Annotated in this window: 12 protein-coding genes and 1 pseudogene; 6 read left to right on the forward strand and 7 right to left on the reverse strand. The window is 62.1% G+C overall.

All coding sequences use genetic code 11. From position 1 onward, the window contains the following. Positions 1–9: 9 nt before the first annotated feature. Both ASC91_RS30745 and ASC91_RS30750 read left to right on the forward strand, forming a co-directional pair. A complete protein-coding gene (locus tag ASC91_RS30745) occupies positions 10–579 on the forward strand; it encodes a glycine zipper 2TM domain-containing protein (RefSeq protein ID WP_056192176.1) in 570 nt (189 codons plus the stop codon). A gap of 44 nt (positions 580–623) precedes the next feature. Continuing rightward, complete coding sequence (locus ASC91_RS30750; RefSeq protein WP_056192179.1) at positions 624–1,073, forward strand: glycine zipper 2TM domain-containing protein; 450 nt, start codon at positions 624–626, stop codon at positions 1,071–1,073. A 9-nt stretch (positions 1,074–1,082) separates the two neighbouring features. Here ASC91_RS30750 and ASC91_RS03575 read toward each other — a convergent pair whose 3' ends face one another. The 4 genes and pseudogenes from ASC91_RS03575 to ASC91_RS03590 form a co-directional block, all read right to left on the reverse strand. Continuing rightward, the gene (locus ASC91_RS03575) at positions 1,083–3,428 is read right to left on the reverse strand and encodes a diguanylate cyclase domain-containing protein (protein ID WP_056192185.1); all 2,346 of its coding nucleotides are present in this window, start codon (positions 3,426–3,428) and stop codon (positions 1,083–1,085) included. An 11-nt stretch (positions 3,429–3,439) separates the two neighbouring features. After that, on the reverse strand, positions 3,440–4,402 hold the full coding sequence (locus ASC91_RS03580; RefSeq protein WP_162247731.1) for an ABC transporter substrate-binding protein: 963 nt from the start codon (positions 4,400–4,402) through the stop codon (positions 3,440–3,442). 8 nt (positions 4,403–4,410) lie between these two features. Next, complete coding sequence (locus ASC91_RS03585; RefSeq protein WP_056192196.1) at positions 4,411–5,391, reverse strand: ABC transporter substrate-binding protein; 981 nt, start codon at positions 5,389–5,391, stop codon at positions 4,411–4,413. A gap of 2 nt (positions 5,392–5,393) precedes the next feature. Continuing rightward, positions 5,394–5,993 (reverse strand): annotated as a pseudogene (locus ASC91_RS03590) (ATP-binding protein); the annotation flags it as partial. Positions 5,994–6,069: 76 nt separating this feature from the next. Between ASC91_RS03590 and ASC91_RS28695 the strand changes: the two are divergent. From ASC91_RS28695 to ASC91_RS30155, 4 genes are all read left to right on the forward strand, one after another. Further along, positions 6,070–7,254 carry a tyrosine-type recombinase/integrase gene (locus tag ASC91_RS28695; RefSeq protein WP_082532384.1) on the forward strand — a complete coding sequence of 395 codons (1,185 nt, stop codon included), beginning with the start codon at positions 6,070–6,072 and terminating at the stop codon, positions 7,252–7,254. A gap of 2 nt (positions 7,255–7,256) precedes the next feature. After that, positions 7,257–8,942, forward strand: a complete 1,686-nt coding sequence (locus tag ASC91_RS29200; RefSeq protein ID WP_157281085.1) for a hypothetical protein — start codon at positions 7,257–7,259, stop codon at positions 8,940–8,942. A gap of 7 nt (positions 8,943–8,949) precedes the next feature. After that, a complete protein-coding gene (locus ASC91_RS29205) occupies positions 8,950–10,767 on the forward strand; it encodes a site-specific integrase (protein WP_157281087.1) in 1,818 nt (605 codons plus the stop codon). A 162-nt stretch (positions 10,768–10,929) separates the two neighbouring features. Beyond that, a complete protein-coding gene (locus tag ASC91_RS30155) occupies positions 10,930–11,130 on the forward strand; it encodes a hypothetical protein (RefSeq protein WP_056192204.1) in 201 nt (66 codons plus the stop codon). Between the two features lie 63 nt (positions 11,131–11,193). Here ASC91_RS30155 and ASC91_RS03600 read toward each other — a convergent pair whose 3' ends face one another. From ASC91_RS03600 to ASC91_RS03610, 3 genes are all read right to left on the reverse strand, one after another. Beyond that, positions 11,194–11,511, reverse strand: coding sequence for a hypothetical protein (locus ASC91_RS03600; RefSeq protein WP_056192208.1), 318 nt, complete (start codon positions 11,509–11,511; stop codon positions 11,194–11,196). A gap of 25 nt (positions 11,512–11,536) precedes the next feature. Further along, positions 11,537–11,830, reverse strand: a complete 294-nt coding sequence (locus ASC91_RS03605; RefSeq protein ID WP_056192210.1) for a hypothetical protein — start codon at positions 11,828–11,830, stop codon at positions 11,537–11,539. Positions 11,831–12,008: 178 nt separating this feature from the next. After that, complete coding sequence (locus ASC91_RS03610; RefSeq protein WP_056192213.1) at positions 12,009–12,245, reverse strand: hypothetical protein; 237 nt, start codon at positions 12,243–12,245, stop codon at positions 12,009–12,011. Positions 12,246–12,416: the final 171 nt, after the last annotated feature.

Raw genomic sequence — 12,416 nt, forward strand, 5'->3', positions numbered from 1 at the left:
GGAGGCCCCATGTCGACCCCCATGAATTCCGTCAAGTCCACGCAGATCGTCGCCGGCGTCGCCGTCGTGCTGGCGCTGCTCGGTGGCGCCTATGCAGTGGGCCGGTCGCAGACGGTCACCAGTGAGCCGATTGCCGCGACGACACAGCAGCAGACCACCGCCGCACCGCAACGGCTGGCCAGTGCCGACCCGGTACGCCAGGCCCAGCCGGCGCCCGTGGTTGAAACCCAGGCCCCGCCCGCGCTGTGCGACAGCTGCGGCCGCGTGACCGACGTGCATACCGAGGCGCGCCGTGGCAAGGGCAGCGGCGTCGGTGCCGTGGGCGGCGCCGTCGTCGGCGGCCTGCTGGGCAATATGGTGGGTGGCGGCAACGGCAAGAAGCTCGCCACCGTGGCGGGCGCCGTGGGTGGCGGTTATGCCGGCAACGAGATCGAGAAGAACCAGAAGAGCTACAACGTCTGGATCGTGCAGGTGCGCGAGCGTGATGGCCGTCTGCGCCGCTTCGAGCGCAGCGCCGACCCGGGCCTGCGCGTCGGCGATGAGGTCAGGCTGACCGAGAACGGCTTCGTGCGCGCCTGACGCGGCGCGAAGCCAGGGCAGGGCGGGTTCCAAGGAGTGATGCGATGAAGTTGCTGATTGCCACCGCGGCCCTGGCGGCCACCCTGTCCACTTCCGTTCGCGCCGAGGACAACCCGGCCCCGGTGCTGTCCGTCCCGACGCAGGCTCAGCGCAGCGCGCTCTGCGACGGCTGCTTGTGGGTGCAGGAAATCCACAGCGAGACCCGCAAGGGCAAGGGCAGCGGCCTGGGTGTCGTGGGTGGTGCCGTCATTGGCGGCCTGCTGGGCAACCAGGTGGGCGGCGGCACCGGCAAGAAGCTGGCGACCGTCGGCGGGGCTGCCGCTGGCGGCTATGCCGGTAATGAGGTCGAGAAGAACGCCAAGAAGTCCACCGTCTGGGTCGCGCAGGTCGTCGATCGCCACGGCCAGATGCACCGCGTCGAACTCGGCGCCGATCCCATGCTGAGGGCCGGCGACACGGTGCGCGAGCGGGACGGCCAGCTCGTCAGGCCCTGACGAGGCCCGCTACGACGCGTGCAACCGGTACTGGTTGCGCCCCGCGCCCTTGGCGAGATACAGGGCCTGGTCGGCCCGGCCGAGCAGTTCCTCGCCGCCGAGTTCGTCGCGCGGGTGAACGGCGATGCCGATGCTCGTCGCTATCGACAGTTCGCCGGCCGATGTGGCAAACGGCCGGTTGATGGCCTCGATGATCTTGCCGGCGACGATCTCGGCCTCGGTGGCAGCGCGCAGGCCTTCCAGCACGACGACGAATTCATCACCCGCCAGCCGGCCGACAAAGTCGGTGCCCCTGACCAGTTGCTGCAGCCGCCGCGCAAACTCGCGCAGCACCTCGTCGCCGACACCGTGGCCATGGCTGTCGTTGATGAGCTTGAACCGGTCGATGTCGAGGAACAGCAGCGCCGTGAAGCTTTGCGCCCGGTGGGCCCGCTTGATCACCGCGGCCAGCTGCTCGTTGAAGCTGTAGCGGTTGGGCAGCCCGGTGAGGGCGTCGGTGCGGGCCAGCTCGGCAAGCTGGCGCTCGAGCTGCCGGCGTTCGGTCACGTCCGTGCTGAGCGCATAGAGGCCGCGGACTGAGCCGTCCTCGGCGATGTCGGGCAGGTAGAGGTTGTGCAGCGAGCGGGCCGCGCCGGCCGCCGTGGATTCGACATGGAACTCGACACGCTCGCCGCCAAGCGCCCGCGCCAGGTGCTCGCGGCGCTGTTCGTACAGCGCCGCCGGCACGGCCTCCGCCACGGTCTTGCCGACGGTGGTGCGGTGATCCAGGCCCGTCCACTTGCTGAAGGTCTCGTTCAGGAACAGCAGGCGCTGGTCCTTGTCGATATAGGAAATCATCACCGGCAGGTTGTCGGCGATGTCACGCAACCGTTTCTCGCTTTCGGCCAGCTTCGCCTCGGCCTGGCGCCGCTCCGTGATGTCGAAGGAGACGGAATAGAAGCCCTGGACCTGGCCGGCCGCATCGACGTCGGGCACATAGCGTTGCGCGAAGTACAGGGTGCCATCGCCATGGGTCACGAAGGATTCGAACTGGCGGGGCTGCCCTTGCATCACGGCGTCGATATGGGGCTTGGCGATCTCCCACACCGCGTCTCCCCGGATCTCGCGGAAGGTCTGGCCCAGCAGCTCGGAGATGGGGCGGCGCAGCACGCGCTCGGCGGCCAGGTTGCCAAAGTCCGCGCGCAGGTCCTTGTCGAAGTGGGAGACCACGACGGGGATGTTGTCCGTGATGTCCTTCAGCCGATGTTCCGAAGCCTGGACGGCCAGCTCGGCGGCCTTGCGTTCGGTGATGTCCATCGACACCGAATAGAAGCCCACCACCGTGTCGAACGCGTCGCGCCTGGGTACATAGAGTTGATGGAAATGCCGCTGCGCCCCGGGCAGTGCCTGCGTGCTGTCGAACTCGACGGACTGACCCTGCAGCACAGCCTCGATGTGGGGTTGCAGTTGCCGCGCCCCGTCCTCGCCGCGCACGTCGCTGACATGCTTGCCGACAAGCGCTTCGGCCGGCACGCCGTAGATCCGCCCGGCCGTTGCATTGGCGAACACGATGCGGGCGCCGGCATCGAACTCGGTGATGAGCACGGGGACGTTGTCCGCAACGGCGCGCATGCGTTGCTCGGCTTCGCGCAGCTCGCCCGTGCGGCGCTGCAGGGCGATGGTCATGGCGTCAAAGCGGCGCTTGAGGGTGCCGAGCTCGTCCCGGGCCGTGCTGCCGAACAACGGCACCTGCTCGCCGCGCTCGAGGGCCTCGGTGGCCTGCGTGAGCAGGGCCAGCGGCCGCAGCACGCGGCGCACACCAACACTGGCCAGCACGACCAGCAGCATGCTGAAGGCGACTACCGCGGCCATGGTGACCTGCTCGTGCACGTCCTCCGCGAGCCTGCGCGCGTCGCCAGCGTTGCGTGACCAGCGGAAGGCCGCGTCCGCCATGGCTTGGGTGTCGCCGAGCAGCAGCTCGAAGGCCTGGTCGTGGCGGCGGCGCTGGAAGTCGCTGTCTGGCGCGGCCGCCGTCTTCAGCGCGCGCTCAAAGAGAGCAGGCAGCCGGCCGGCCGCGTCTCTCAGCAATTCGACTTCGGCATGCGCTGATCCCTGAAGATCGGCGCCTGCCAGGTCACGCACGATGTTGGCGTGCCAGCTCTTCCATTCCGAGATCGAGAGCTCGTCGCGCTCGCGCTGGAACACGTAGGTCGCGCCGACCAGGCCTGCCACGTCGCGCGCCACCTGCTGCGCCCGTTGCTGCTGGGCTTCCGCGCGGCCTTCCAGCCGGGTGGCCGTCCACATCGCGACGATGGCCGACGTGCCCACCAGCGCGGCAACGGCCCCAGCGGCAATGAAGAGGGAGCGGATCTTCATGGTGGTGCAGGTCAGCGAGGCAGGCCGACGGCGTTGGGCAGCACGGCGCGCAGCGGCGCGGCGTCGACCAGGGTGCGGTAATCGGCAGGCTTTCTGCCGGTGGCATAGCCCTCCCTCACCGCCCAGTTCGCCTGCGACTGCAGCGTGCGCAGCAAGGCCTCGTCCAGGGACAGCTCGGCGTGGGTGCGCTGCATCGACCAGCGCGCAAAGCCGGGCTCGACGCCCAGCCGGTTCACGAAGATGGCCTCGGCCCGGCGTGGCTGGGCGCGGATGAATTCGTTGGCGCGGTGGATGGCCTTGAGGAAGCGCTCCAGGTCGGGCCGCCGCGCCTTCAGGACGCTCGTCTGGACCACGAGGTTGAAGGTCTGCTTGTAGTCCCCGGATTCGCTGAGCACGACACCATTCACGCGCGGGCTGTGCGCCGCCGCATAGGCAAAGGGCTGGAAGACGGCCACTGCATCCACCTGGCCGGCGGCCATGGCGTCCAGCGCGCCCTCGGGCTGGATGGCGACCTGCAGGACGTTCTTGGGATCAACATCGTTGTTGAGCAGGAAGGTGTCCAGGAAGTATTGCGCCGAGGTGCCTTTGACGACGCCGACGCGCTTGCCGACGAGGTCGCGGGCGGTCTTGATGCCCGCGCTGCGGCGGGTGACCAGCTCGACGTCGCTGGATGTACTGGAGAAGGTCGCGATGACGGAGAAATCGGTGCGTTCGAAGGATTCGAAGGCGATGGCGGTGTCGGCGGCCGTGCCGAGGTCGGCCTGGCCTTCGGCCATCAGCTTCAGGCAGCGGCGGCCGCTGGGCGCCTCGATGGCCTTGACCGTCAGGCCTTCGGCCTCGAACAGCCCCTCGGACAGGGCCACCAGCACCGGCAGCGAATGCGGCGACCGGGACACCGCCACGGTCAGCGGCGCCGCGGTGACGGTACCTGCCAGCCATGCCACCAGCAATGCCAGCAGGCGTCGTGCGTTCAAGGCGAACCTCATCGTGTCAGCGTGACCGAGCCCGGGGCGAGTGACTGCAGCGGGCGGGCGTCGATCAGCTGCTGCATGGAAGGGACCGGTTCCGTCGCCTTGCCGTCCTGGCCCAGTTGCCAGCGGATCTGGCTGAGCATCGTCGCCGGCAGCGAGGTATGCAGGGCGAGCCGGTAGTCCTGTTCGGCCATCAGGCGCTGCGCCACCGCGGCGCTGACCTTCAGGTTGGCCGCCAGGATGGCCTGGGCCTCGTTGGGCGACTCTGCGATGAAGCGCTGGGCCCGCAGCAGGGCGCGCAGGACCTTCTCGAAACGCGGCCGGTCCCGTTCGACGGCGCGGGCCTGGGCGACGATGCAGAAGTGCTGGGTGTAGACATGGGCCGAGGGCAGGCGGATCGAATCGGCGCCAAGCCGCTCCTCGATGCGGGCCGCCTCCGGCTCCCACACGACCGCCGCGGCGGCCTTGCCCTGCTGCACGAGATCGCCCAACGCGCCGGGCTCGGCGAAGCTCAGCTTGACGCGGTCGGGGTCGATGCCTTGATAGGTGAGCCAGCGGTCCAGGAAGTACTCGGCCGAGGTGCCCGCCACCGTGGCGATGCGCTTGCCGGCCATGTCCCGGCTCTCGCGCACGCCGGCGCGCCGGCTGGCGATGAGCTTGATCTGAGCGGTCGACTCGCCGATGGACGCCAGGATGGTGACGGCCGGTGTCTGCGCAGCCGTCATCGCGACGGCAAATTCGGCGCCCGCGGCGACTTCGGCGACGCCAGAGCGCAGCGCGGCCAGGCAGGCTTTGCCGCTGTTGCAGGGAATGCGTACGACGTCCAGCCCCTCGGCCTGGAACAGGTGCTGCTCGATGGCGACCAGCAGCGGCAGGGCGACCGGGCCGCTGGGCACGGCAATGCTGATCGTCGCGGCCTGCGACGGCACCGCGATCGCCGCCAGCAGCAGCGCGGTGGCCAGCCCGAGCGCCAGCCCGATGCGGCGGCGCATGGTCAGCCCGCCTGCCCGGGCAGCCCCCGGCGGAGCTGGATGGCTTCGGCGACATGGGCGCTGCCAATCGCCGCCGCTCCCGCCAGATCGGCCACCGTGCGGGCCACGCGCAGCACGCGGTGAAAGCTGCGTGCCGACCAGCCCAGGCGCTCGGCCGAGCGCTCCAGCAAAGCCTTGGCTGCGGGCTCCAGCACCGCATGTTCGGCCAGGTCCTGGGCCTGCAGCTGGGCGTTGGCCACGCCCTGGCGCGCCACGGCCCGCTCACGCGCTGCGGCGACCCGTTCCGCGACGACGGCGCTGGGCTCGCCCGGGGCCAGGTCCTGCAGGTCGCGCGGCGGCACGGCAGCCACTTCGATGAGCAGGTCGAGCCGGTCGAGGAAGGGACCGCTGAGCCGGCCCTGGTAGCGTGAGACCTGGTCCGGCGAGCAGCGGCAGGCTTTCAGGGGACTGCCCAGATGACCACAGGGGCAGGGGTTCATCGCGGCGACGAGCTGGAAGCGCGCCGGGAACTCGGCCTGGCGGGCGGCGCGCGAGATCAGGATGCGGCCGGTCTCCAGCGGCTCGCGCAGGGCTTCCAGCGCGGCGCGGGGAAATTCGGGCATTAGGTGTACAAGACTGTCCGTCCGGTCCTGAATGTGAGCCACGCGGCTACGGTTCGCCTTGAAACGGAGGCTTGCCATGCCGAACGCGAATGACTTTCGCTTAGTGCTCATTGATCCGCAGCGTATCGCAGGAGACCTTGGACTCCTACGCGAGCTGGTTCCGGAAATCGAAGACCTTGATGAGGTCCCGCGAAACTGCAGCGACTTGCCGCTGCTTGCGGTCATCGAAGATCCATCAGGCCTGCCCTGTTGGGAGGCCACGATGTTCCTTGGGTTCACAGCCCTTCGCAGCAAGTCAATCTGCGGTGACACGGTCCGGACCTACGGTGAAGCACTTCTTCCTTGGCTGCGGTACTTGCGCGGGAAGCGCATTGCCCTTGAGGACGTTGATGAAGAGACTCACGGGCTTTACCGCGCGAAGGTCAGTCACGTCCGAATGTCGGACCGTCAAGGCTATTCCAGTGCGACAGTCAATTTGCGGATCGTCGTGCCGGAGCTGTTCCACCTGTGGGGCGAGCAACGCGGAGTCCTTGGATCGCCGTTCGGGGCCTTCCTAGTTGAATCGAACTATGGACGTGGTGGCACCTGGAATGGCGGCGTAGGACGTCTCAGCAGAGGTGGTCCTCGGTCCAGCACGCGCACTATCAAGCGCCTGCCTGTGTCGCTCTCAGAAGAAGAGATTCGACGGCTCATGCGCCTTGCGCCCATGCCGTATCGATTGATGTGGAAGTGGTCAGTAGCGACGGGCTTCCGCAGATTCGAGGTCTGCAGCTTGCGAGAGGCCCTCCTACCGACACCAGAACAGATCGCACTTAATGACGGTGGATTGGCCTCATTCCAGCTTCTCAGAAAGGGATCGCGAGAAGTTACCGTCTACGCACCATCAGCTCTCGTCGAAGAGACGAACTGGTATGTCCTGACGGAGCGTCCAAATCCATCGAGCTTGCAGTTTAAAGGCCTGACATTTCTGTCTGACGCTGGCAATGAAATCTCACGCCAAATGCTCAGCAGGGAATTTAGAAAGGTCGCCGACCGAATAGGGAGTAGAGCGACATTGCATCACTTGAGGCATACCTTCGCAATAAAAGTGCACAGCAGCCTCGAACGCCACAGGCTGAAGGACGAAGAAGTTAACCCACTCAAGACGCTTCAGATACTCCTCGGTCACGCGAACTCGGAAACCTCGGAGATATATACCCAGGCCGCATCAATTACAAACGAAGCGGTTATGAACGCGCTCGATTCCCTTTTTGAGAGATAAATATGGGTGCGCCGCGACTTGCCTTGCTCGTTTACAAAATCCCGAGAGAAGGGATGGATCCATTCATATTTGATTTTGCAGAACTTGGATTGCCTTTTGGTATTTCTCGAGCGCTTCGAAGATCGCTTGAGGCAAATTTAGGTCACCGAAGTATAGAAACCCAAAGCAAAGCATTCATAGCGCTAAGAAAGCTGTCGAGATGCCTGTTGGAACTTGGAATCATCGATCAGTTTCCACTTTCAAGAGACGTGCTGTCGACTTTTGCTGATTGGCTTGATAAGTCATCATTGGGCCCCAGTGCACAAGTCTCGCTTACCAAAGTTCGTCAGCTGCTGGCATGGTGTGAGAGAAATACACCAAATATTGTCGCCAAGGATCTCAGTCTAGTAGTTCCGAAAATTCGAAAACTCGAATTCGGGGTGGCAAAAGCCGGGATCCCCGAGCCCCTGCTTAAAGAAATATTGCGCGCGTGCTACGACGACATTGAGCGAACAGAGAAAGAACGAGCGCAAGTTCGAAGAATCTATTCCGGAAAAACAGAATCCCCTGAGGAGCGGGATTTTCTAAGTTTAACCCGCGACCTAATGATCGCTGGAAAGGGTCGCTTTGCCAAGCAGCCAGCCTACCATCGCGCCGGCGGAGCACTTTCACGAAGAGTCGAAAGGTTTGGTGGCTCGCGTCGTATAGCTGACGTTGCGTATCTTTCTCCAAAAGACCTATTGCCTTTTCTCGTTGCGATTTTGGCTCAATCAAGCGGAAATCCGGAATCTATAAAGATTGCCGAATCGAATTGCGTCATAAATCATCCAATTCGGGATGATATAGAACGGATAATCTGGCTCAAGAAGCGTAGCTCACGTGAACAGCGTGCAGACTTTCCGAAAGGAAAGGAATGGAGCGCGCCAAATTTGGTTCGCAGGCTGAATAGGCTCACCGATGAGCTGAGGTCGCGGGCCGTTCGAAACAGTCGGAATAAGCTCTTCATTTGCTACCGCTGGTACACCAGGACGGTCGGAATGCCGGGCAAAGAAGCATTGCTGCAAGAACTGAGAGCGTTCATTGAAAGACATTCGTTGCCTCAATTTCAGTTCCGGGATTTGCGCCGCACTGGAGCTCAGGTAGTCCAAGCCGTGCGCGGTAGTGAGCGAGATGCGCAAGATCGGTTGAATCATGAAGAGCCTTCAACCACCCGGCGCTATACGGCAACGCAGTCCGTTTTGGATCGAGAAGAGCAGGTAATTCACGCGCATCAAGTGAAATTTGTTCAATTGGCTAAGGGCGTTCGTTCCTTTGATCAGGAAAAAGAGGCGGAGAGACCGGATCTCGATATTCCTACTCAAGGCATGGAAACAACCTTCGGATTCAGGTGCAAGGATCCGCTCGCAGGAATAGCGCCGGGCAGCATCCGCGGAAGCATGTGCGTCAAGTTCTTCGGCTGCTCAGCTTGCCCTGGTGCTGTCATTCCACTTGACGACGTTTCGGTCGTGGCTCGCCTGCTTTCCTCTGCCGAGGCGTTGGAGGAGGCCCGAACTCGTTCTCAAGTGGAAGGCTGGTGGAAGCGCTACGAGGCGATCTATGAGCCTACCCGACTCAAGATCGTGGATGAACTCCTCCCTGCGGTGAGCGCACCAATACTTGAGCGCGCCAAACCGTTGGCGTCACCTCGACTAATTCCGCGCTTGGAGTAATAGGCAAATGACAACTTCCACCATAGTGCGTCGCACCAAGACCAAATGGTTTCTAGCTACGAATGAGCTTTATGACCGCGATAACGGCGAGCCAAATATCGACTGGAAAACGTTGTTGGCACAAATATCAAGCGGAACCAAACATCAGCGCAGCTACTTGCTCAAATCTGTCCAGAGTTTCATGGATGCCTGGATTGAGGCACCTAGAGATCAAAAGCGGTCAGTCGGCGTAGACCATTTGGCGCATGGAACAGTATTGAACTGTTACTGGGAAGTGCGGAAACTGGTAATTTGGATGACCCAAAGGGACATTTGGAGATTTTCCTCCCTCACGTCGGATGATCTGTACACCTTTATGGAGGAGCGTTCGCAGCGCGGGGATGGAGCTGGCCCGGTCTCAAAACATACGCGAATTTTCCGCACGAATGTCCTGAACCAAATGTGGATGCTCCGATCAAGATATTTGGCCCCCCTTCGAGTAAACCCGCTGACGCTTGAGGTCCCGACGTCTAGGGCGAAGCCACTATCAAGCTGGAAGGCAATCGAGGAAGAAGCTGCCTTGGCACTCTTAAACGACGCCTTTGATTGGGTTCAAAGTTTCGGCTCATTTGTGGTCAAGATTCTCGACAGGATCTGGGCTCAGTCGAAAATCGTTGGATTAACCAAGGGAGCTCGATCCGCAGCAAGGACGCGCCTTTATCTGCAGCTTGAGCATGAGCCAGAGGTCGCGCGCTTGCGCTCTATGCTTCAGATGCCAGATAAGACTACCTATCAGCTTCTTCGGGCGGCGACCACGTTAACATATGGTGCCTGTTCGGTCATTATGCTCTTTCTCATTGGTTTTCGCATTGGAGAGTTCGCTCGTCTCGATCACAATTGTGTGGTTAAAACCAAAGATTCAAATGGCATTGACGTCATTCGCGTACGGGGAATCGCGGCCAAGCAAGGCGGTCGTCAGCGGTCATGGATCGCTTGCGAGGAAATCGTGGATGCGGTCAATCTACTTTTGAGGATTACGGCAAATGCGAGGAAGGACAGTGGGCGAACGTCACTGTGGCTAGCTCATCAGACGGGGACGTTTTTTCAGGCTGGGCGTCGGTTACATCGGACTGATTCTGGAATCCTGACGAATTATCTGAAAAGATTTGCGGTCGCTCCCTTTAGATCTGGGGCGCCGCCAATTAAGAGAATTCATCCGCATGCTGCTAGAAAAACTTTCGCTAGATTCGTTGTAATCAGAAATAAGTCTGCGCTAGGGCCGCTCGCTCGCCATTTCGGCCATATCAGCTCAACGATCACGGATGGGTCCTATGCCGGCTACGATATTGAGCTGCAGAAGATGCTCTCCGAAGAGGGGCGGATAGATCTGGCCACCAATCTGATGAATCTGCTAAGTGCGCCTCGCGCAGCTGGAAAAGCGGCTGATGCCATTTCGAGAACCAGATCCTTGGTGCCGGGCTTCAAAGGGAAAAAGGGGCTAAAACGACTGATTGAGAAGCTCATCGATGATGGTGTTCAACTTGCGCCGTGTGACTGGGGATATTGTGTTTACTCCCAAGCGCTGTCTGCATGCCATGGCGACAGCCGTGGTCCCAATGAAACCCATCGATCCCCTGATGTCTGTTCCACCTGTTCAAATTTTGCGGTGACCGATCAACACCGGCCGTGGTGGGAGGCGAGGTTGAGCCGCGATGAGGAATTCCTTAAGCGACCTAACCTAACCAAGCAAACGATCGTTTGGGTTCAGCGACGCCGCGCCAATTCCGAGAAAATCGTTGCCGACCTGCTTCCGCGGGTCTCCCCGACGGCCGCCTCAGGACCCTAGGCAGTGGCAAAGCCAGCGCAGACCGATCTATCGGTCAAGGAACGAATCCAGATAGAGCTTGACGCTCACACGCGTGAGAACCCGGGTCAGAAACTCTCAGTCGCGGAGATCTGCCGGCGCGCAGGAGTTAGCAGGTCGAATCTTTACGCGGCTCATCCCACGTTGGTTGGGAAGATCCACGGCCCCAAAGCTCCGGCCAAGAAGCGCGCGGCGGCGATGCCCAAGGCGGTCGACCAAAGAGACACTGTCGCAGGGTTAAAGAAAAGAAATCAGGCGCTGCTCGTGCTGTACATCGAGTTGCAGCAGGAGGTGCGGTTGCTTCGAGCCAGGCTCGAAAGTGCCAAGAAGTCGAAGCGAAAGTAGCCGTGCCGCCCATGGATGCCGGTCGATTAGCTTTCCTTTCTGACCTTGCTGGTCAACCATTGCTCATGCGTCGGCCCAGTAGGACGCCAAGGCTGCAATTCGAGCAATTTGCTGCTCGATCAAGTCAACACCGCCTTGGCGGCACACGGTGTGGATTGGAGGCTCGCCATGCCGGATCGCCTCATCGTTTGGCTGCTCATCCAGGCGGACGACTGGCTGAATCAGCCACTCGGCGAGCCATGGATCCAAGTCGCCTTCGATCAAGGGGGCCGCTGCTGTCAAGAGGCGACAGTACTCCGGCGTCTTGGCGAACTGTTCGAGGCGGTCCAGCAGATCACGCTGCTTGGCTAAGAATGCTGCGACGCTGGCGGGAACGGTCATACGCTCTCCATGTTGAGGTGCGGCTTCAATCGATGCTCAGTTGATCCCAGGCGAACACGCTGACGTCAACCGCGTCCCCCATGCCCAACTTGACCGCTCCACGCTGCAGCACATCGCGCTCGAACTCACGCGTCTCGGGCGGGCACATCAATTCGTAGCGACGCCCGGACGACGTGGTCACTACGCACGCGTCACTGTCGACGGCTGCGATCGTCGAACTCACTCGCACTGTGCCGCTCTCGGCGCTCAGATTCCAGAGTGTCAGCAGATGCAGCTTGTTTAACGGCGTTCGGATCACCCGCCACGAGTGCACTTCCATGGTCGGTTGCGCCTCAACTGCCGAAGCTTCCCTGTCATTGGCGAAGCTGAAGACGAGATCTCCGAGTTGGCTCGACCTCACGCACCAACCTCACAGATGCGCGCGCGGCTGTACTCCCTACTGCCGCCGCAACAACGCAGCGAAGTCACTTTGCATATCGCGAAGTAGCGTTCAGGCATCACGCAGCAGGCCTCTGACACACTTCTTCGATGCGCCCCTGCGCCAGCCAAATCGAGATGGCCTCGTTGATGGTGTCGGACATCCGCTCTTGACCGTCCACGACCCAGTAGATGTCGCGGCCGTTGAAAATGAGGAAGCCCTGACCAGGTTCGATCAGCTGGTCGTACTGCTCCCTGCCGTTGAAGAACCCGAGCCCGATCTCTTTGCGGATCTCGAAGTAGCGTTCCGTGCTCATTCAGCCGCCCGCGCGGCGCGTCGCCGACCTCGGCCCGTTCGCGGCGACCGCGACCGCAGCACCCTGGTCTTGACCTGCGGTAGCGGTGGCAGCAGCTTGGACGCGGCTATGGCCCTCGGCGGATTTCCTCGGATGCCACGGTCGAGCTTCTCTCCATCCGGGTGCGCGATC

The organism is Pelomonas sp. Root1237, assembly GCF_001425055.1.
Lineage (GTDB): Bacteria > Pseudomonadota > Gammaproteobacteria > Burkholderiales > Burkholderiaceae_C > Pelomonas.